This is a genomic window from Mesorhizobium sp. Primo-A, from assembly GCF_003997175.1.
GTDB classification, from domain to species: Bacteria; Pseudomonadota; Alphaproteobacteria; order Rhizobiales; family Rhizobiaceae; genus Mesorhizobium; species Mesorhizobium ciceri.
Map to the genome: position 1 here is coordinate 143,819 of NZ_RZTG01000015.1, position 20,632 is coordinate 164,450.

At 63.3% G+C, this 20,632-nt stretch carries 19 protein-coding genes; 4 read left to right on the top strand and 15 right to left on the bottom strand.

All coding sequences use genetic code 11. The annotated features are described in order from the left end of the window. The first annotated feature begins 244 nt into the window (after positions 1-244). Complete coding sequence (locus EOC83_RS26355; RefSeq protein WP_063170182.1) at positions 245-1,360, top strand: anhydro-N-acetylmuramic acid kinase; 1,116 nt, start codon at positions 245-247, stop codon at positions 1,358-1,360. Here the strand turns inward: EOC83_RS26355 and EOC83_RS26360 are convergent. From EOC83_RS26360 to EOC83_RS26370, 3 genes are read right to left on the bottom strand one after another with little or no spacing between them, the layout of a single operon-like run. After that, the gene (locus EOC83_RS26360) at positions 1,357-1,779 is read right to left on the bottom strand and encodes a GNAT family N-acetyltransferase (RefSeq protein WP_063167597.1); all 423 of its coding nucleotides are present in this window, start codon (positions 1,777-1,779) and stop codon (positions 1,357-1,359) included. The genes EOC83_RS26355 and EOC83_RS26360 overlap by 4 nt on opposite strands. Next, a complete protein-coding gene (locus tag EOC83_RS26365; protein ID WP_063167596.1) occupies positions 1,776-3,167 on the bottom strand; it encodes a sigma-54 dependent transcriptional regulator in 1,392 nt (463 codons plus the stop codon). The genes EOC83_RS26360 and EOC83_RS26365 overlap by 4 nt, the downstream gene beginning before the upstream one ends. Next, positions 3,164-5,122 (bottom strand): sensor histidine kinase, encoded by a 1,959-nt coding sequence (locus EOC83_RS26370; RefSeq protein ID WP_063167595.1) that lies wholly within the window; start codon positions 5,120-5,122, stop codon positions 3,164-3,166. The genes EOC83_RS26365 and EOC83_RS26370 overlap by 4 nt, the downstream gene beginning before the upstream one ends. Positions 5,123-5,291: 169 nt before the next feature. On the opposite strand from EOC83_RS26370, the gene EOC83_RS26375 reads away from it, so the two are divergent. After that, entirely contained in the window at positions 5,292-6,620 is a 1,329-nt protein-coding gene (locus EOC83_RS26375) for a dicarboxylate/amino acid:cation symporter (RefSeq protein ID WP_063167594.1), read from the top strand. A gap of 67 nt (positions 6,621-6,687) precedes the next feature. Here EOC83_RS26375 and EOC83_RS26380 read toward each other — a convergent pair whose 3' ends face one another. The 12 genes from EOC83_RS26380 to EOC83_RS26435 form a co-directional block, all read right to left on the bottom strand. After that, positions 6,688-7,716 carry an ROK family protein gene (locus tag EOC83_RS26380; protein ID WP_024502565.1) on the bottom strand — a complete coding sequence of 343 codons (1,029 nt, stop codon included), beginning with the start codon at positions 7,714-7,716 and terminating at the stop codon, positions 6,688-6,690. Beyond that, positions 7,713-8,435: a ribulose-phosphate 3-epimerase gene (locus tag EOC83_RS26385; RefSeq protein WP_013532941.1), complete on the bottom strand. Its 723-nt coding sequence runs from the start codon at positions 8,433-8,435 to the stop codon at positions 7,713-7,715. Before EOC83_RS26385 ends, EOC83_RS26380 begins: the two co-directional genes overlap by 4 nt. Continuing rightward, positions 8,432-9,265: an alpha/beta hydrolase gene (locus EOC83_RS26390; protein WP_063167593.1), complete on the bottom strand. Its 834-nt coding sequence runs from the start codon at positions 9,263-9,265 to the stop codon at positions 8,432-8,434. Before EOC83_RS26390 ends, EOC83_RS26385 begins: the two co-directional genes overlap by 4 nt. After that, on the bottom strand, positions 9,265-10,083 hold the full coding sequence (locus EOC83_RS26395) for a sugar phosphate isomerase/epimerase (RefSeq protein WP_063167592.1): 819 nt from the start codon (positions 10,081-10,083) through the stop codon (positions 9,265-9,267). Before EOC83_RS26395 ends, EOC83_RS26390 begins: the two co-directional genes overlap by 1 nt. Continuing rightward, positions 10,083-11,159 carry a Gfo/Idh/MocA family oxidoreductase gene (locus EOC83_RS26400; RefSeq protein ID WP_063167591.1) on the bottom strand — a complete coding sequence of 359 codons (1,077 nt, stop codon included), beginning with the start codon at positions 11,157-11,159 and terminating at the stop codon, positions 10,083-10,085. Before EOC83_RS26400 ends, EOC83_RS26395 begins: the two co-directional genes overlap by 1 nt. Before the next feature lie 11 nt (positions 11,160-11,170). After that, positions 11,171-11,992 (bottom strand): sugar phosphate isomerase/epimerase, encoded by an 822-nt coding sequence (locus EOC83_RS26405; protein ID WP_063167590.1) that lies wholly within the window; start codon positions 11,990-11,992, stop codon positions 11,171-11,173. A gap of 63 nt (positions 11,993-12,055) precedes the next feature. Beyond that, a complete protein-coding gene (locus EOC83_RS26410; protein WP_013532946.1) occupies positions 12,056-12,898 on the bottom strand; it encodes a carbohydrate ABC transporter permease in 843 nt (280 codons plus the stop codon). A gap of 5 nt (positions 12,899-12,903) precedes the next feature. Beyond that, a complete protein-coding gene (locus tag EOC83_RS26415; RefSeq protein ID WP_063167589.1) occupies positions 12,904-13,800 on the bottom strand; it encodes a sugar ABC transporter permease in 897 nt (298 codons plus the stop codon). A gap of 138 nt (positions 13,801-13,938) precedes the next feature. Beyond that, the gene (locus EOC83_RS26420) at positions 13,939-15,186 is read right to left on the bottom strand and encodes a sugar ABC transporter substrate-binding protein (protein ID WP_024502559.1); all 1,248 of its coding nucleotides are present in this window, start codon (positions 15,184-15,186) and stop codon (positions 13,939-13,941) included. A gap of 110 nt (positions 15,187-15,296) precedes the next feature. Then, entirely contained in the window at positions 15,297-16,442 is a 1,146-nt protein-coding gene (locus EOC83_RS26425; RefSeq protein WP_063167588.1) for an ABC transporter ATP-binding protein, read from the bottom strand. Positions 16,443-16,531: 89 nt separating this feature from the next. Continuing rightward, entirely contained in the window at positions 16,532-17,482 is a 951-nt protein-coding gene (locus tag EOC83_RS26430; RefSeq protein ID WP_063167587.1) for a PfkB family carbohydrate kinase, read from the bottom strand. A gap of 3 nt (positions 17,483-17,485) precedes the next feature. Then, positions 17,486-18,286: a class I fructose-bisphosphate aldolase gene (locus EOC83_RS26435; protein ID WP_023756676.1), complete on the bottom strand. Its 801-nt coding sequence runs from the start codon at positions 18,284-18,286 to the stop codon at positions 17,486-17,488. Between the two features lie 162 nt (positions 18,287-18,448). On the opposite strand from EOC83_RS26435, the gene EOC83_RS26440 reads away from it, so the two are divergent. Beyond that, on the top strand, positions 18,449-19,210 hold the full coding sequence (locus EOC83_RS26440; RefSeq protein ID WP_013532952.1) for a DeoR/GlpR family DNA-binding transcription regulator: 762 nt from the start codon (positions 18,449-18,451) through the stop codon (positions 19,208-19,210). A gap of 267 nt (positions 19,211-19,477) precedes the next feature. After that, positions 19,478-20,626, top strand: coding sequence for a Gfo/Idh/MocA family oxidoreductase (locus tag EOC83_RS26445; protein ID WP_013532953.1), 1,149 nt, complete (start codon positions 19,478-19,480; stop codon positions 20,624-20,626). Positions 20,627-20,632: the final 6 nt, after the last annotated feature.

The window sequence follows — 20,632 nt, forward strand, 5'->3', positions numbered from 1 at the left end:
TGCGCGGTCCAGCATCGCCTGTGGCGCTACGAAGGCCGCTCGGCCTTCAGCACCGAGACCGCCGCTTCGACAGTGGCAAGGCTTGGACCTTGCCCGCCAACCGGATTCATCCGACCGATATTTTGACGGTAGAATCGTCAGGCTTCGCAAAGCTATCGGCGATCTCATCGATGGGGACTGGAGCATGGTCCCGAAAAGTGGGAAACGGTTTTCGGAAAAGATCATGCTCAACGAGGAAACGACTATGGAACCAATCTGGGCCGTCGGCCTGATGACCGGCACGGTGCTGGACGGCAACATCGACGTCGCGCTGATCAAGACCGATGGCGAACGCATCGAGGATTTCGGCACCTACCGGCTGATGCCCTATCCCGCGTCGATCCGCTCGCTGCTGGAAGAGACGCTGACGGAGGCGCGGGGGTGGAGTTTCGTTGGGCCGGAGCCGGCGATCTTCCGCACCGCGGAGGATGCCCTGACACGCGCGCAATCGGCGGCCGTCAAGGAGTTGGTCGAAGGCTATGGCATGACGATGGCCGATATCGGCATCGTCGGTTTTCACGGCCAGACCGTTCTGCATCGTGCGCCGCAGGTTGGACGGCTGGGCCAGACCCGGCAGCTCGGCGACGGTGAGCTGATGCATGCCATACTGGGCACCAAGGTCGCATACGATTTCCGCTCGGCCGACATGCGCGCCGGGGGGCAAGGCGCGCCGCTGGCCGCGGTCTATCACACCGCGCTGATGCGCAGCGCCGGTGCCAATGGCGAGGTCGCCGTACTCAATCTCGGCGGCGTCGCCAACATCACCTGGTGGGACGGCGCTGACAATGTCGTCGCCTTCGACACCGGCCCCGCCAACGCGCCGCTCAACGATTTCATCAAGTCGAAGGGGCTCGGCGAGATGGACCGCGACGGCGCGCTTGGCTGGGCGGGAACGGTCGACGAGGCCCGGCTCGCCAAGCTGCTGCAGCACCCTTATCTGAGCAAAGCCTACCCGAAATCGCTGGACCGTTTCGACTTCGGTGCCGCGATGGCGGACGGCCTGAATGCAGAGGATGGTGCGGCCTTGCTCACCGCGTTCACCGCCGGCGCCGTCGGCAAGGCACTCGACCTCTTGCCGCACCGGCCGAAGAAACTGGTGGTCAGCGGCGGAGGTCGCCATAATCCGACCATGATGGCGATGCTGGCCAGCCGCGCCGGCGTCGAGGTGGTGCAGGCCGAGAGCCTGGGCTGGAGCGGCGACGCGGTGGAGGCGGAATGCTTTGCCTTCCTCGCGGTTCGCGTGCTGCGCGGCCTGCCGATCAGTTTTCCGAGCACGACCGGCGCACCGCGGCCGATGCAGGGCGGAAAACTCGCCGGTTAAGCCAGTTTCTTCTGCAGGAAGATGCGGCTGCGGCCGACGGGGAAGTCGGCAAGTGTTCCAAAGGGCTGATAACCCTGGCGCTGATAGACCTTGGCGGCATTCGGATTGAAGGTGTCGATCCAGGCGTTTTGACAGCCGCGCGCCACCGCTTCATGTTCGGCCGCGTCCAGCATCTTGCCGGCCATGTGCTGGCCACGCAGCCGCTCATCCACCCAGAGCCATTGCACATAAAGCCATCCCCAGGCGGTGTAGCCGGAAATGCCGGCGACGACCGCGCCGGCGTCGTCGCGCACGAACACCGCAAGCGCATGCCTTTCGGACGCGCCGACATCGCCGTCGTTGAACGCCGTCAGCCTTTCGCTGAGAAAAGTGAGGTCTTGCGGCGAGGGATTTGCCGTCGTTTGCAGTGTCGTGTTCATCGCTTTTCCGAGATGGGTTGCGTATCGGCATCGCCGCCATTGCGAAATTCGGACGCGGCAATGCCGTAGCGCTTGAGCTTGTCATAAAAGGTCTTACGCGGCACGCCGAGCACGTCGATGGCGGCGCGCACGTCGCCGCCATGGTCGCGTAGCGCATCGCGGATCAGTTGCGCCTCATAGTGGCCGACCCGTTCGGGCAATGCTGCCGCAGGCTCCGGCGAATGCGCGCGAACCGTTTTCATCTCCTCGTCCGGGCCGAGACCGAGCGCGACGCGATCGGCGAAATGGGCGAGCTCGCGCACATTGCCCGGCCAGTCATGCGACTGGAGATGATCGCTGACGGCTGCATTCACTTTGGCGACAGGCCGGCCAAACCGTTCGGCCGCCTTGCCGAGGAAATGCCCGAACAGCATCGGGATATCGCCGCGGCGTTCACGTAGCGGCGGAATGCGCAGCGTCACCACGTTGAGGCGAAAATACAGATCCTCGCGAAAATCGCCGCGCTGGTCCGGCCGCCCGAGATCGACCTTGGTCGCTGCGACGACCCTGAGATCGATGCGCCGTATCTCGTTCGAGCCAAGCGGCGTGAGGCTGCGCGTTTCGAGCACGCGCAGCAGCTTGACCTGGAGCGCAGGCGGCATGGATTCGATCTCGTCGAGAAACAGCGTGCCGCCGCTCGAATGCTCGATGCTGCCAATCCGCCGCCGCTGCGCGCCGGTGAACGCGCCAGCCTCGTGGCCGAACAACTCGCTCTCTATGACCGTCTCCGGCAGAGCGCCGCAATTCAGCGCGACGAAGGGTTTTGCGCGCCGCCGCCCCCATCGGTGCAGGAGGTCCGCCACCACTTCCTTGCCGGTTCCCGTTTCTCCCTCGACCAGCACATCGACATCCATGTCGGCGATCTGGCGCAAGGTCTCGCGCAACCGCTTGATGGCAGGCGCCTCGCCGATCAGCGGCAGGCCGTCGGCGGCCAATGCCGCGGCTTCGCGCAGCCGCCGGTTTTCCATCACCAGCCGCCGCTTCTCACTCGCCCGTTTCAGCGCCTCGACAAGGCGTTCTCCGGCATAGGGTTTCGGAATGAAATCGTAAACGCCGTCCTTGAGCGCGGCCACAGCGAGATCGACGTCGCCATGCCCGGTAACCAGGATCACCGGTATATCCGCGTCGATCGCTTTGATGCGATCGAACAGCTGCAGACCATTCATGCCTGGCATGCGGATATCGCTGACGACGACGCCCTCGAAATTCCTGTCGACGACGGCAAGTGCTGCCTCGGCGGCGTCGAGTGCGACCACCGTGAAGCCGGCAAGCTCGAGCAATTGCGTGGTGGCGTGAAGGAGGTCCGCATCGTCGTCGACGAGCGCGACCAGCCCTGATCCGTCTGTCATTCAATTCGCCTCAAATCGATGGTGAAGGATGCGCCGCTGCCATTGCCGGGATCGAGCCGCAGCGTGCCGCCCAATTCCTGGGCGATCTCCTGCGAGATCACCAGCCCCAGGCCAAGCCCCTTCTCCTTGGTGGTCTGGAACGGCATGAACAGATTGCCGGCCGCCTCCGGACCAAGGCCGGGTCCATTGTCGCGCACCGAAATCAGCACTCGATCACCGCGCTCGGCGAGTTCGATCTCGATGCGCGGATCGGGCTGGTCCTTCATCGCGTCCAATGCATTTTGCAAAAGATTGACCAGGATCTGCTCCAGCCGGATGCGGCTCGCCATGACCACCGGCGAGGCATTGCCGCGCGGCCTGACGATGGTGACGCCGGAATCGCGTATGCGGCCTGACAGCAGCGACAGCGCGCCGTCGATCGCCTCGCGCACCGGCAGCGGCGAAGCGGCGACGCCCGGCCGGCGGGCGAAAGTGCGCAAGGTGCCGGTGATCGCGCCGATGCGTTCGGTCATCGAAACGATCGATGTCAGATTGCCGCTGGCCGATCCGGTCTTGCCGCTGTCCAGAAAACGACCTGCATTCTCCGCATAGGTGCGGATGGCGGCGACCGGCTGGTTGATCTCATGCGCCACGCCGGCGGCGATCTGGCCGAGGATGGAAAGCCGGTTGGCCTGGGCGAGATCGTCGCGCAGTCGGCGGACCTTGGCTTCGGCATTCTCGCGCTCGGCGATTTCGCCGGCAAGTGCGGTGTTGGAGCGCGTCAGCTCGGCCGTTCGCGTGCTGACCCGGCTTTCGAGCTCGGCATTCATGCGCGCCAGCGCTTCCTGCCGCAGCCTGCGCGTTCGCCGGCGCCGGGTCAGCACGTAGGCAATCAAGCCTAGAAGCAGCAAGCCCAGGAGCGTGGTCAGGCGCGCCGTATTGGCGGCCGAGGAGAGAGCAGCGTCGGCGGGCGTCAGCAGCCACAGACGCCAGCCTGGGACTGCACCGGGCAAATCCTGCACCACCTCGACGAACTGGCGTGGTTTTCCGGCGTTGTCGATCGTCGCCAGGCCATCGCCGGCGCCGCGTCTGAACGGCAGCGGCTCGAAGGCAGCATCGGCCAATTGCAGTTGCTCATGGGCGGCGGCCACGTCCTCGGCCGACAGTGGTGCCAGCGCACGAAACCGCCAGTCGGGCTGGCTGGTGGCCAGCACGACGCCTCGTTCATCGGTGACAAAGACAAGGAAACCGCTGGAACGCCAATTTGCCTCGACGCCGTCGAGCTCGACCTTCAACACCGCAACGCCAAGCGGCTTGCCGTTATCGTCGACGCGGCTCGAAAGGTAGAGTCCCGGCCGTCCGCTGATCGTGCCGAGGCCATATTGGCTGGCAGCACCTTTCGCCATCGCCTCCTGAAAATAGTGCCGGAAATTATAGTCGATGCCGACAAAGCTGGTCGGTTCGCCGGCATTGCTGGCTGATATGGCGATGCCTGCCGTATCGATGACATAGATGGCGGAGGCCGAGGCATCGCCGGCAATCGCCTTGAGCTTGTCGTTGAGGGCCGCTTCTTGCATCTTCCCGGCCCGGCGCAGCGCGCCCCGCACAGCATCGTCGCGGGCCAGCACCAAGGGAACCAGGCGCTGCTTTTCGATTTCGCCGGTCAGCGTTCCCGCCGCCAGCGGCAGAGCGGCAAGTGCTGTGTCGCGCAGATTGTCGGCCGCCTGGCCGGAGGCGATGCGCCCGGCGATGGCGATCGCGCCAGCCAGGACGGCAAGGGCTGCGACCACGGCAAGCCAGCGGCCGTCGCGCAGCCGGGCCACCGCCTCGCGCAGCAACTCACGGCCGGCAAACCCTTGGGATTCGCTATCGGTGCCTGCCTGCGGCGTCTGCCCTCTCCCTTTTCTTCGCGGCTTTCCGGTCAGTGTAATGCGAAAATCCGCCCAGGCAAACGCCACTTGTGCGGAAATCCGCACAAGTATTGTCCGCGCGACCTCTGACAAAGGCGGAAATCCGCGATTCCGGCCTTTCCCCGATCTGGCACGACGCTTGCAAAACTGTTTTCAGCGGCGTGCGACCGGAGCGCCGCGATGGGAGAAGTCACGCAGGCGATCCGTTTTCGCCCATCCGGCCAGGGAGAGTTCGATGCACATCGCAGACCAATCAGGCGCGCTTGCCGCGCAGCGCAAACCTTTCTATGCCCAACTCTACGTGCAGGTGCTCGTCGCGATCACCGTCGGCATCCTGCTCGGCCATTTCTATCCGTCGGTCGGCGAGAGCATGAAGCCGCTCGGCGACGCCTTCATCAAGCTGGTCAAGATGATCATCGCCCCGGTCATCTTCCTGACCGTGACAACGGGCATTGCCGGCATGAGCGACCTGCAGAAGGTCGGGCGTGTTGCCGGCAAGGCGATGCTCTATTTCCTCACCTTTTCGACGTTGGCGCTGATCATCGGCCTTGTCGTCGCCAATGTCGTGCAGCCGGGCGCCGGCTTCAACATCGACCCGGCGACGCTCGACGCCTCGACCGTCAACACCTACGCCGCCAAGGCGCACGATCAGTCGGTCACCGGGTTCCTGATGAACATCATCCCGTCGACCATCGTCGGCGCCTTCGCCGACGGCGACATCCTGCAGGTGCTGTTCTTCTCGGTGCTGTTCGGCATCGCGCTGGCGCTGGTCGGCGACAAGGGCATGCCCGTGCTCAACTTCCTGCAGGCACTGACGACGCCGATCTTCAAGCTGGTCAGCGTGCTGATGAAGGCCGCCCCCATCGGTGCCTTCGGCGCCATGGCCTTCACCATCGGCAAATACGGCATCGGCGCGGTCATCAATCTCGCCATGCTGGTCGGCACCTTTTACGTGACGTCGTTCCTGTTCGTGTTCATCGTGCTGGGTGCGGTCTGCCGCTACAACGGCTTCTCCATCCTGTCGCTGATCCGCTACATCAAGGAAGAGCTGCTTTTGGTGCTGGGCACCTCCTCGTCGGAGGCCGCCCTGCCCTCGCTGATGGAAAAGATGGAGAAGGCCGGCGCCAAGCGCTCGGTGGTCGGCCTGGTCATCCCGACCGGCTATTCCTTCAACCTCGACGGCACCAACATCTACATGACCTTGGCGGCGCTGTTCATCGCACAGGCGACCAACATCCACCTGTCGATGGGTGACCAGATCCTGCTGCTGCTGGTGGCCATGCTCTCGTCCAAGGGTGCCGCCGGCATCACCGGAGCGGGCTTCATCACCCTTGCCGCCACGCTGTCGGTGGTTCCGGCGGTGCCGGTCGCCGGTATGGCGCTGATCCTCGGCGTCGACCGCTTCATGTCGGAATGCCGGGCGCTGACCAACTTCGTTGGCAATGCCGTCGCCACGCTGGTGGTGGCGCGCTGGGAAGGCGAACTCGACGAGGCCAAGCTGGCGAGGGCGCTGGCGGGCACGGCTGATGACAGCCTGCCGGCGGATGTCGTCCCCGCCGAGTAACCACGTGTGGCTTATGCGTAAAAGGCCGGAGGCATGCTGCCTGCGGCCTTTGTCATGCAGTCGCACGTCAGACGGTGCCGATCTTGCTCAGTGGTGTGTCCGGATATGTGCTTGGGCCGACAGGCATGCGGGCTGCCAAAGTGCCCTCGTCGTCGAACAGCACAAGGCTGGCGGCGCCGACGAGCCCGGCATGGCGGCCGAGCTGTGCTGGAACGACCGGTACGTCGCGATAGGCGCGCATGGCCCGCTGCCTGATGGTTGCCTCGATGGTCGGCGCCATCAGGTCGAGCCCATTGGCGATGCCGCCGCCGACGACCAGCACATCGGGCGAATAGAGATGTAACAGGTTGGTGAAGCCGACGCCCAGCCAGCGGGCTTCCTCGTCCAGCAAGGCCGAGGCAAGATCGTCGCGCAGCCGTGCCGCCTCGACGACATGGCGGCCGGTCACCTCCGCATCCGCTGACAGGCGCCGCAAGGCCGAGCCGTCGCCGGCGGCCGTGGCGGCGGTGGCGCGGCGGCCGAGCGCGGTTCCCGAAGCGATGGCCTCGAAGCAGCCGATAACGCCGCACACGCAACGCTCGCCCTCATTGGTGATGGTCATGTGACCGATCTCGGCGGCAAGGCCACGGCGGCCATGCAGGATGCGCCCATCGACGACGACACCGCCGCCGATGCCGGTCGACACCGTGACAAAGACCAGCGAGCGAGCGCCATGGCCGGCGCCGAAGCGCCATTCGCCGAGCGCCGCGGCATTGGCGTCGTTCTCCAGACGGACCGGCAGGCCGAGCCGCCGCTCGAGGATGTCGGCAAGCGGCACATCCAGCCAGCCGGTGAGTGTCGGCGGGCCGACGGCGATGCCGGCCAGCGGATCAAGCGGTCCCGGCGCACCGACACCGACGCCGACGACCGACAGTGCCGGGGCTTCGGCATGGACGGTCGCCGCCAGCGCCTCGATCTGGCCGATCACCACGTCTGGACCGGCCTGCGCCTGCGTCGGCACCGCTGCGAATGCCAGGATCTTGCCCTCACGGTCGACCAGGGCGGCGCGAAGCTCCGTCCCGCCAAGATCGATCGCAAGGGCGGCTTCCGTTGTCATGCCGCGACCTTCAAGCCGTGCAGCCAGCCGATGCGGCCGGCGAGGTCCTTGTCACCGAAGGCGAGCGAACCGAGAACCACGGTTTCGGCCCCGGCGGCACGCAGCAACGGCACGGTCTCGTGGCGGATGCCGCCGTCGGCCGCCAGAACCACTTGCGCCTCGCGGCCGGCCTTTCTCAGGATGGCGCGGGTAGCGCCCAGCCTGTCGCAGGCCTTGTCCGACAGGCTCTGTCCCTTGACGCCGATTGCGGTTCCAAGAAGCGTTACGAAGGCGACTTCCGGGACGAAGGCCGTCACCGCTTCCACAGGCGTCTCCAGCCTGAGCACGACGCCCGCCTCGGCGCCGAGCTCCCGCGCCAGCCGCACGGCGCGCAATCCCGCTTCGCCATTCTCGGCATGGACGCTGATCATGTCGGCGCCGGCTTCGATGAACTGGCGCGTCTGCGCCTCGACGATTGCTTCATCGACCATCAGGTGGACATGGATGGGCTTGGCCGTCAGCCCGGCGATGCGGGCAACGAGGTCGGGGAAGAACAGGAAGGACGGGGCGAAATGACCGTCCGCCACATCGATATGATGAAGATCGACATAGGGTTCGATGCGCTTCAAGTCGTTCTCGAAATTGGCAAGATTGGCAGACCAGAGCGAGAATTCGGCGATCATGCGATCGCGTGGCAGTTCGGCGATGGCGGCCGGGCCGGAGAGAGATTTCGAGATCATGATTGGTCCTGCTTGTCAAAATTTGTGTTGAGAAAGCTGCCGATGGCGGCGCGGATTTCGGCGAAATGGCGCTCCTTGTCGGTGGCCTTCGGCGTCACCTCGACAAAGGCGGCATTGGGGATGGTGTCTGCAAGGCTGCGCGCGGTGGCCAGCGGATGGACGAGATCGATGCCGCTGCCGATGACGAGTGTCGGGAGCGCGAGGCCGGCGGCCGCTGCCCGCGTCACGCCGGGCCCATCGTTTGCGATCGCTCGCATCACCTCGGCGAAAACATTCGCATTGGCGCGCGCGAAAAAGCCGAGCAGGGAAGCAAGATTGTCCGGCGCCTCGATGCGAAAGCGAGCCGCCGTGGCGGAGGCCGCAAACGCATCGCGCGCGTCATCCAGCGGACGGCCGCGGATGAGCTCCGCCACTTCCACGTAAGGGCGCATGTTTTGCGATGCCGCGTCGAAAGCCCAGGCAGGGCGAACAAGCACGAGACCTGTGACCCTATCCGGGTGCCGGGCCGCAAGCCGCAAGGCGATTGCCGCGCCCATCGAGATGCCGCCGGCGACGAAACGGTCGAGGCCGGCGGCATCGGCGGCAGCCAACACGTCGTCGGCGAACATCTCGATCGAAAAAGGACGCTTGCTGCCGGCGCCGGAGCCGCCCTGAGCGCGACATTCGACGGTCAGTCGGCGGTATGAAGGACCATCGGGAAAGTTCTGCGCTACTTGTGCCGCATCACCGCCGAGGCCGTGCTGGAAGACGACGGGAGGCCTGCCCTGCCCCGTGTCGAAGACACGAAGCGATGCATCGTCGCGAAGCAGGATCGCCGGCGCGGCGCCCATCAGAGGAGTCCCCGCAGAAAGGCTGCGACGCCGGGGGCTTCATCGGCGGACAGCCCGTGGGTGACGAGCGATCCGTCGAAGCCCGCTGCCTTCAGCCGTGAAACAAAATGCGGAAAATCGACGATGCCTTGTCCGGCGGTGGCAAAGCGGCCGTCACCAGAGCGATCCTTGGCGTGCGCCATGGCGATATGGCCGGCAGCCTCGTCGATCGCGGCGGCGACGATGGCGCGCGCTTCGTGTGGCGTCGCGTGCTCGAACAGGTTCGCCGGATCGAGCACGATCTTCAGATGCTTCGATCCCATTTCGGCGATCAGCCTGGTCGCGTCCCTGGCCGAGGTAACGATGTTGGCCTGCTCGGGCTCGATGCCGAGATCGACGCCGGCGTCTTCGGCAAGCGCCAGCGCTTTCTCCATCTCGGCGGCCATGTCGGACCAAGCGGCCGGCGTGCTATTGTCGGGATGATACGCCCATTGATCGGCGGCATTGCGCGAGCCGGTGCAGAGCGTGACCAGCGGAATACCGAGGGCCGCCGCCGCCTCGATGACGACGGCAAGACGGCGAAGACCATCGTCGCGCACAGCCTTGTCGGGATGCGCCATGTTGTAGGTGCCCGACAGCGCGGCCAGCGAAACGCCTGACGATCGCACTGCGGCACGGACGGAAGCGATGGCATCTGCCGGCACGACATCCGGCATCGACGGCAGGCCGGCGCAGGCGAGATTGAACTGCGTCGTCTCATAGCCAGCCTGCTTAACCGCCGTCAGCACGGCAGCCGGCTCTGTGCCGGCAAATGTCTTGGCGAAAATGCCGAGACGCATCAGACCGCTCCCGAAACCGAGGCGAGTTCGACCCGTTCACCTGTCTCGACCGAACGCGCGATGGCGACCATGGCGCGGATCGAGGCGATACCGTCCTCGACATTGGCGCCGCGCATCGGCGTGCCGTTCAGGACTGTATCCGCTAGGCCTTCCAGTTGGCGGCGGAAGAAGTGGCCGTCGGCGCCGAGCGGCTTGTGGGCGGTGGCGGTCTTCTCGTGAAATATCTCGACCTCGCTGGCGCGGAAGTACCAGGGGTTGAAGGTTTTCGCGATGACGGAGCCGTTCTCGCCATAGAGCTGAAAACCTTCGTGCCAGTCCATGCGCACGGCAACGGTCAGGTCGAGATGCCCGAGCGCGCCGCTGGCGAACTCGGTCTCGACGAACCAGCAATAGGCGCCGAATTTCTCATTGAGGCGGGCGCGCACGGCAACGATATCGCCGCACAGGAAACGCGCCGTATCGACGAGATGCGAGCCGTGCGCCAGCATGAAATATTGCCTGAGATCAGCCTTGGGATTGCCGGTCGGCTTCTTCGCCAGCTTGCTGGTGACCGGCAGCGGCTGAATGGCATCGGTGTTGGTGTAGCGATGGGTGGAATCGCAGTACCAGGCCTTCAGCGCCAGCACCTCGCCGATCTCGTCGCGGACGAAGTCGTGCGCGGCCTCCAGCGCCGGGTCGAAGCGCTTCATATGCCCGACCTGCAGCACCTTGCCCGAGCGCCTGACCGCCTGGGCCAGCGCCTCGCCTTCCTCCACCGAGGTGCCGATCGGCTTTTCGCACAGGACATGCTTTCCCGCATCGAGCGCCTTGATCGACATCGGCACGTGATAGGCGTCCGACGTGGCGACGATCACCGCTTCCAGTTCGGGATCGGCGAGCATGGCGTCGTAGTCGGCATACATCTTTTGCGGCTCGTAGGTGGCGCCCATGCGGGCGAGCAGATCGGGTGCCGCGTCGCAGATGGCGTAGAGGTCGGCATTCCCAGCCTTCACGCAGGATTGCAGATGCGCGAACTGCGCGATGGGGCCGCAGCCGAGCACACCGACCCTGAGGCGTCTGTCCTGTTTCTTGATCATCGTCTCGTTCTTCAGGCGCCCAAGCTGCGCATTGTCTGGCGGTTGGTTTTTACCGCGCCGGCGGGATCGGCGGCGGCCGTTTCGGATTCCTCCTCCAGCACCAGCCAGCCGTTGAAGCGCGGTGCGGTGTTGGCGATCTCGATCACCGCCGGCGTGTCGCAGACGCCCTTGCCGAGCATGGCCCAGCTGCCGTTGGCATCGACGTCCTTGAGGTGGATGTAGCGGATGCGGTCGCGGTAGGTGCGCAGCGTATCGGACATGTCCTTGTGGCCGCGCAGTATATGGCCGGTATCCGGTACCCAGCCGACCAGGTCGGGGTCGAGCAAGGCAAAGATCGCGTCGTAATCGGCGCGGTCGAACAGCAGCGTGTTGTGGTGCGAGCTGGGATGCACCGCGACCTGAACACCGTCCCTGCGGCCAAGCTCGCCGGCCTGGTTGTAGACCTCGGCCGCGATGGCGAACTTCTCGTCGCGCGGGCCGTCGGACACCACCGTGGCCGAGCCCATCGACACCAGCGCATTCGGGAAGGCGGCGGCGAAATCGATCCAGCGTTTGGCGGTTTCGAGGTCGGCGCCGATCTCCTCCTTCGACGTAAAACCGCTGTGCGAGCCAAAGGCGAAGGAAACCAGCGTCAGCCCCCACGCCTTCAGCGCGGCGGCGAACTCCTCCGGCTTGTTGCCATAATGTCCGATCATGGTGTCGGTGATCTCGATGCCGGCATAGCCACCGTCAGAGATCGCCCTCAGCAGATCGTCGGGGCCGCCGGTGAACCGGTCTCCCAGCATTTCCCAGGTGAAGGTCTGGCAGCCGACTTTGAGGTCTTTCACGTTCATCCTTTCAATCCTTGATACCGCTTATTGATTGATGCCACCCTGCGTCGCCGTGGGATGAACATCCTACTTGACCGAGCCCGCGGTCATGCCGGCGAGGAAGTATCTCTGGGCAACGAGGTAGATGAGCAAGAGCGGTAGCGAGCCGAGCACGCTCATCGCCATCATCTGGTTCCATTCGAAGGCATGCTGCCCCATCAACAGCTGGATGCCGATCGGGACCGTGCGCATGGACGTCGACTTCGTCAGCGTCAGCGCAAAGAGAAATTCGTTCCAGCACAACAGGAAGGTGTAGACCGACGTCGCCACGATACCAGGCAGTGAAATCGGGACAATCACCCGCCAAAGCGCGGTCCAGCTGCTGCCGCCGTCGACAGCCACGGCTTCATCGAGATCGCGGGGCAAGGTGTTCAGATATCCCGTCATCAGCAGGATCGCGTAGGGCAGCGTAAACACCAGGTAGGTCAGGATCAGTGCGACATAGGTGTCGAAGATACCGTATGAGACGACAAGCCCGAAGAAGGGGATCAAAAGTGTGATCGGCGGAATCGTCTGCGTGCTGATGATGATTGTGTTCAGGCTGCCCTTGCCGCGGAAATTGAAGCGGCTGAACCCGTAGGCCGCCAGCAAGGCGATCAGCACCGTCAGCACGGTCACCGCTCCCGCCACGAAATAGCTGTTGAAGAAGAAGCGCAGCTTTACCGGGTCGCCAAGGATGGCTGCATACGCTTCCAGCGTGAACGCCTTTGGCAGGATGGTTGGCGGCAGGGCAAAGATTTCGGTATTCGATTTGAACGAGCTGCTCAGCATCCAGTAGATCGGGAATGCCGCGAAAAAGAGCCCTGCTGCAAGCGCTACATGGAGCGCCACGGTGATCAGCCTGTCTTTCGGCGTGTGCCTTTTCCTCATGGTGATTACCGAGCCTTTTGATAGCGAATATAGAACAGCGTCAGGCCGAGAGAGATCAGCAGGATGACCACGGCGCTGGCCGAAGCCTGCGACAGGTTGTAGCTCGAAAATGCCAGCTTGTACGTGTAGGTGCTGAGGACCTCGGTCGAGTAGATCGGGCCACCGCCCGTCGTTATCCAGATTAGCGGGAAGACCTGCATGGTCCAGATGAAGTCGAGCAGCGAGATGCTGATGATGATCGGCATCAGCTGCGGAATGGTGATGAAGATCAGCTTCTGGTAGGCTTTCGCCCCGTCGATATCGGCGGCCTCGTAGAAATCCTTGGGAATGCCCTGCAAACCCGCGAGCAAACTGACCATGAAGAGCGGGTAGCCCGCCCAGATATTGGCAAAAGTGACTGCATGCAGCGCGGTCTCAGGCGAGGAAAACCATTCGACCTTGGAACCGATGATGCCGATTTGCATGAGAATACTGTTCACGACACCGTTCGGCTCAAGCAGGAGGCGCCAGATCACGGCGATGATCACCGCGGTGAACAGCCAGGGCAGTATGTAGAGCACACGCAGAATATTGCGCAGCGTCGGATTGATGCGGTCGCTGTTCAGCATGAGCGCGAAGACCATGCCGATGGTCATGTGGAAAATGACACTCATGCATGTGAAGTAGAGCGTGTGCCACAGCGAAGCCCAGAACACGGGGTCGTCGAAGATCGCCTGGTAGTGCTTCAGTCCGGCAAAGGATGGGTCACGACGCAGCACCGCGCTGTTCTGGAACGAGTAGGCAATCACCGTCACCATCGGCAGCAGCATCAGGAGCCCGACTATGAGCAGCGCGGGCGACAGATAGAGGTAGGGTGCGACCGCTCGTTTGAGCTTGTGGTGGGAGCGCTTTTGCCGGGTCATGTGCCAACCTTGGGATACGCCTTCAAGGGAAGGTAAGCTTTCGAAAACAAGTCCACTCAGAATGCCGATCCGTTGTTGCCGGGTGGCCTGCCCGAAGTCAGGTCACCCGGTCGAAGACAGCAAACGGGAACAGGCCGATCAGAATTTCGCCATCCAGCCCTTCTGAGCGGCGGCGGCGGCTTGTTCCGGAGACTGCTCGCCGGCGAGCATCTTCTGGGCTTGCACGTCGAACTGGGTCATCAGGTCTTCAGCCACCGGCAGGCCCGTGAACTCATTGGCGAGATGACCGGTCTTGAAGATTTCAAAAGCCTTGCCGAAAGCCTTGTCCGAGGTCACGAAATCGGGCTTGGCGTTGACGTTGCCCGGGAAGGCGTTTGCAAGCGACACGAGCTTGGCGTTGACCTTTTCACTCATCAGATATTGGACGAGTTTCCAGGCCTCTTCCTGATGTTTCGAAGCCGCAGAGATGCCGATGCCCCAGGAGGCATAGGGAAGGCCGCGCTTGCCGGTATAGTTTTCCACGACAGGGACCGGGATGAGGTCGAAGTTCAGCTTGGGATTGCGCTTGCGGATGAGGTTCACATGCGCGAGCGAGTCGATCATCATCCCGACGCGGTTGTTGACGAACTCCTCGACCTTTTCCTGCTCGGTCTTGGTGGCGATGCCGGGCGAGATGGTGCCGGCGTCATTGAGTGATTTGACGAAAGTGAGCATATCCACCACCGGTTTGCCCTCAAGGTCCGGCTTGCCGCTCGCCATCATCGACTGGCCCGAAGCCCAAACCCACGACATCATGTCGTTCTGGACGCCGGATGGCGTTTGCAGCGACAGGGGCAGCACCCAGCCATACTGGTTCTGGTCGGCGTGCGTCATCTTCTTGGCGGCTTCGAGAAACTCCGCACGGGTCGACGGCAGCTTGGTCACGCCCGCCTTGGCGGCGAGGTCCAAATTCACGAAGACCGGATAGACGAACGAAGCCACGGGAAACATCACGGCCTTGCCGTCCACCTTGATGATATCCGCGACCTGGCTCTTGTCGAAACCGCTCGCATCCATCATCGGATTCATGTCGGCGAGTGCGCCCTGCGCATTCAGATTGTTCACCCAGGCGCCGTCGAGACCGACGACGTCGCTGAGCGTTCCGGTTGCAGCACCAACCGAGATCTGGTCTCGCGTGGTGGCGTAGGGGCCGCTGACCAGCGTCACCTTGATTCCGGGGTTTGCCGCCTCGAACTCGTCCATAATTGACCTGAGCGAGCCAGCCGGCAATTCGGGCTCCCACCATTGGGTGAATTCCAGCGTCGTATCCGCCATGGCGCCGGTTGCGCCAAGCAACCATGCGGCCGCGGCTATTTTCAGCATCGCGGATTTAATACGAAACGTCATTTTCTCCTCCTTCTTTATATTCGCCCGCACAATGCGGCCGATCGTCTGATTATTCAGAAGTCTTCTTACGCAGGCGCCTCACCCTCGCCCGCGGGTCTTATCGCTGATATTCAGATTGCCAGATGCGTCTCGGGGTCGAAGAAATGGAGCTTGGCATCATCCAGGGCCAAGCTGATTTCCGAGCCGGAGCGGACTGTGCTGACCGGTTCGAATTTCGCCACCGCATTCGACGCCAGGCCGAAATCCTGCACCGCGTCAGGGTCGCCGGAGTCCACCCGGACCGCGTCGATGTTGAGATGGACGATTTGTTCGGATCCGAGTTCTTCGATCGAGGTCACCTTTGCCGGTATCGTCTGATACTTGCGGCCGGATTCGAGACTGCTGTCATAGAGATCCTCCGGTCGTATCCCGAACACGACCTTGCGCCCCGCATACGACCTCAAGCCCGGCCTGCGCACGAAGGCTGCATCCTGCAGCCGGATGGCCAAGGCGCCGGACATCAGTTCGTCGCCCGTCAGGGTTGCCTCGAAAAGATTCATCGAAGGAGACCCGATGAAGCCAGCAACGAAAGCGTTCACCGGCGATTCATAGAGCCTCTTGGGTGCGTCGACCTGCTGCAGCACGCCGCCTTTCAACACCGCGACCCTGTCGCCCATCGTCATGGCTTCGGTTTGGTCGTGGGTCACATATATGGTCGTTACGCCGAGCTGCTTTTGCAGACTGGTGATTTCGGCGCGCATTTGAACACGCAGTTTCGCGTCCAGATTGGAAAGGGGTTCGTCCATGAGAAAGGCTGCCGGCTCGCGCACCATGGCGCGGCCCATGGCAACCCTTTGACGCTGTCCGCCTGAAAGGTTCGCGGGTTTGCTGTCCAGCAGAGACGTCAGTTGAAGGGTTTTGGCGATCTCGTCCACGCGCTTTTTGCGCTCGGCCTTCGGCTTGCCTGCCAGCCGCATCGAAAAGCCAATGTTTTCGAACACGGTCATATGCGGGTAGAGAGCGTAGCTCTGGAAGACCATCGCAATGTCGCGGTCCTTGGGCGGCATGTCGACGACGTCGACCCCGCCGATCCGAAGGCTGCCGCTGGTGACGTCCTCCAATCCCGCGATCATCCGCAACGCGGTGGATTTGCCACAGCCGGACGGCCCGACGAGAATCAAGAACTCGCCGTCCTTGACCGACAGGTTCAATTGGTCGATTGCGTGAAAATTGTTCCCGTATGTCTTGCAGATATTCTCAAGAACGACTTCTGCCATATTCCTCCCTCCACAAGTCTAAGCCACTGATTTTTATGATTGTCCTCGGCTTACGTTCACCTGCGAAATTTTTCCTCGGATAGTTCGGGCTATGTTCCGGTATCAAGCCGCGCATATTTCAGTTCGACTGCCGACGGCGCGTTCGTCGATGCCAGGAGTTCCTTGACCTGGTCGTCGGTCGGAAGCGCCTCGCGCCCGCCCCGCCCCGTTATCGAAAGGGCCGCCGCCGCGGCCGCGAATGCGACCCGGCCTGCGGTGTCGGCCCCGCGCGTCAATGCAAGGGCATAGGCGCCATGAAAGCAGTCACCGGCGCCGGTCGAGTCGACGACGGCAACCCGTTGCGGAGGCAGGTGCCAGAGCCCTGTCTCGTCGCGTCCGCGATAGAAGACGCCTCTGCCGCCATCCGTCAGAACCACGGCGGACCGCGACGGCAACCACAATGCATCGAGTATCTCGGCCGGCGAGTGGCGGCCGGTGGCGGTCCGCGCAAAGCCCAGCGGAAGAATGAGATGGTCGCAGAGCCCGATCAGTCTCTCGGTGGCCGGGCCGTGGCTCCATTCGACATCGCCGAGGATCGCAAGGCCGAGATCGCGAGCCCGAGCCACGACATCCAGCGACCCGATCCCGTAACTGTCGACGATCAGGACAGTCGCGCGGCTGAGAACCTCGTCCGGAAAGTCCGGCGCGGTGCCCAGCATCGCTTCGTCGTCATACGCGATGAACCGCTCCCCATCCGAACCGACGGTGATCCGCGAGCGCACCGGGCGCGCGTGCGGGTGGCGCGGCGCGAACGCGGTTTCAACGCCGCTCGCAACGAGATCGCACAACACGGCGTCGTCGGCGGCACTGCCCAGCCATCCGACGAACCCGGCGCTTCCGCCGAGCCGCGCGACGGCGGCAAGTGCCGTCGCGACGTTTCCCCCGAAAGCTCGGGCACTTTGCAAAACCTTCCCCTTGCCCGCCGACAACGGCTGATCGACATAGACGATGTCGTCGATCGCAATAGCTCCGAAGCCGAGGATTGAAGGGACGGCGGGCATCGTTCAGGCACCCGCCTTCGCCAAGGCGTCTTGCGCCGAAAGGCCGTCATGGATGACGCCCCGAAAGGCGATCGCTGCCTTTTCCGGATCGCCGTGCCCCCAGAGATTGCGGCCCACCACGGCACCGCGCGCGCCTGCACGGATGGCGTCCGCCGTCTGTTGAAGGGCGCCGAGCAGCGTGTCGGTCTTCGGACCACCAGCGATCACAACCGGCACCGGGCAGGTCCGAACGGTCTCTCGGAACGACTCGAAATCGCCCGTGTACCCGATCTTGATCACATCGACGCCGGACTCGTAGCCGATGCGTGCCGCATAGGCGATCTCGTCGGGGGTGAAGACGATTTTTGCCCCGTCGGTGAAATCGCGAGGGTAGATATGCGCTACCACCGGCATGCCGTAACGAGCCGCCGCGTTCACCGAATCGGTCAGCCAGCGTATGTATTTTCCCTCGGTCGCGCCGCGCACCGGAATGGCCACGGCCAACGCATCGGCGCCGGCGCGCACCGCATCCTCGGGCGTTGCAATCAGTTCACTGATGCGATCGTCTGGGGTGAAGCAGCCGGCCTGGATCACCAGGGAAGCCTTGCCCGCATATTGCGGCCACAGATGGCGCGCGGTGCCAGGCTGGATGCTGACGTAGTCAGGTTTGCCTACCATGACGCGTGCAAGCGCACCCGGCAGGTCGGCAAGACCTCCTTTGCGCACGTCGCCATAGCCGACAAAGTGGTCGACCGCGCCGCCAAAAAGATTCCCCGATGGATGTGAGAAGAGGCGCGCCAGGCGCACCTTGGTTCCGAGGCTCATGAGTCCAAAACTCTCCAATTGATTGATTTCAAAATCCTGGACCCAGTGTTTGCGAAAGAAATAACAAATGCAATCTTTCGAAAGCTTTCGAATTCGCCTATTTTCGGTAGAGTGAACCGAGGCCAGGGCGATCGCTTGGCGCATGGAGGCAAGGACAGGCCAATGTTGTCAGAGCAGAGACGCCAATCGATCCTGGGTGAAGTGCAACGCAGCGGACAGGTTCGCATCAAGGACCTGTCAGACGATTTTGGCGTGTCGGAAGTCACGGTGCGCTCCGACCTCGAGATACTGGATCGCAAGGGACTGCTGACCAAGACCCGCGGAGGCGCGGTGACCCGGACCACGGATTCGACCACGGCCGCGTTCGCCCGGCGGATGCAAACAAACCTCGATGCAAAGAAACGCATCGCCCGGGCAGCGATAGACCTGTTCGAGGACAACCAATCGGTCATCTTCGATGGCGGCTCGACATTGATGCAGGTTGCCATGCTGTTACCGCCGCTCAGCAATGTCGTGGTCGCGGCCACGGCGATGAATATCGTGCAGCATCTGATGCATCGGCCCGGGCTCGACGTTCACATGATCGGCGGCCGGGTCTACCCGGATACGGTAAGCACGCTGATCACCGATGCCGACACGGCTCTCGGCGGCTTGGTAGCGCATCAGGTCTTTGTTGGAGCGCATGCAATTGACTCGTCACTGGATGTGGTCGACGTGAACGAAGACATGGCGCGAACCAAGCGAAACCTCGTGCGCATGGCCCGGCGCGTTGTCCTCCTTGCGGATTCGAGCAAATGGGGCGTCAGCGGAACCTCCAAGGCCTTTTCGCTGTCGAGCGTCGATGTCGTGATCACCGACGATGGCCTGTCCGGCCCAATACGCAGCCAGCTTGATAGGACAGGGGCCAAGGTGATCTATGCCTGACCCCGTCGAGGTCCCTGGCCGCGGCGGAAATATCCGATGCGCGCATGACCCACGGCATCCGCATCGGCGGTCGGCCGTTTTTTCATGTCGGTCATTTTCTCCTCCCAGGACTGGCAGCCTCCCGATATCGCGCCAGCATTTTCGCATGTTGTATAAAAATTTTACGCGCGTCAATATTTAAAATGTTGTATAGCCCTTTGCGAAGGCGATCCGTTACTTCTGGGCGGATTCGGCAGACGGTGACCGCGTTGGGAGGTACGATCGAAAATGCACGGGATATCAACGACGAAACTCGGGATCGGCGTCATCGGATGCGGCAATATCTCGATGACCTATCTGCGCAATGCCGCTCTCTTCGGCGGCATCGAGTTGCGCGCCTGCGCCGATATCTCGGCCGACATGACGGCGCTGCGGGCGAAGGAATATGGCATACGGGCACTCGGCGTCGATGCACTGCTGGCCGACCCCGAGATCGATCTCGTCCTCAACCTGACCATTCCGGCGGCGCATTTCGACATTTCGTTTGCCGCCCTTTCGGCCGGCAAGCACGTCTTCACCGAAAAGCCGCTCGCCACCTCGGCCGCCGATGGACGGCGCCTGGTCGACGAGGCGCGGTCGCGCGGGCTGCTGCTCGGCTCGGCGCCCGACACCTTCCTTGGTGCAGCCGGACGCCGCGCCCGCCGGCTGATGGATGACGGCGCCATCGGCCGCCCGGTCACCGGCACCGCCTTCATGATGGGCCGCGGCATGGAGCACTGGCACCCCAACCCGCAGTTCTACTACCAGCCAGGCGGTGGCCCGGTGTTCGACATGGGCCCCTACTATCTGACCATGCTGGTCAATCTGCTCGGCCCGGTCGAACGCGTCATGGCGATGGCGACGCGCGGCCAGGAGGAGCGGCTGATCACTGCCGAAGGGCCATTCAAGAACACCACATTCAAGGTCGGCACGCCGACCAATGTGCTGTCGCTGCTGGAGTTCCGCTCCGGCGCAACCGTCACCTTCGGCGCCTCGTGGGATGTCTTTCGCCACTCCAACCATCCGATCGAACTGCACGGCACGGAAGGCTCGCTGCGCCTGCCCGACCCCGACACGTTCGGCGGCACCGTGTCGCTGTCGAAACGCGGCACCGACTGGAGGGATTTCGCCAGCGAAGGCGAACTCTATGGCGCCCGCAACTGGCCTTATGCGGCGCCCGATCGCGCCAATTACCGCATGCTCGGCGTCGCCGATCTGGTGCGCTCGCTTCAGACCGGCAACACGCCACGCGCCTCCGGCAATCTGGCGCTGCATGTGCTGGAGATCATGGAGGCTATCCTGCGCTCCGGTGAAACACAGGGCTCGGTCGCCATCGCGGGCGATGTCGTCCAGCCGGCCCTGCTGACCGAGGAAGAGGCGAGCGATCTGCTGGCCTGAGGGTAT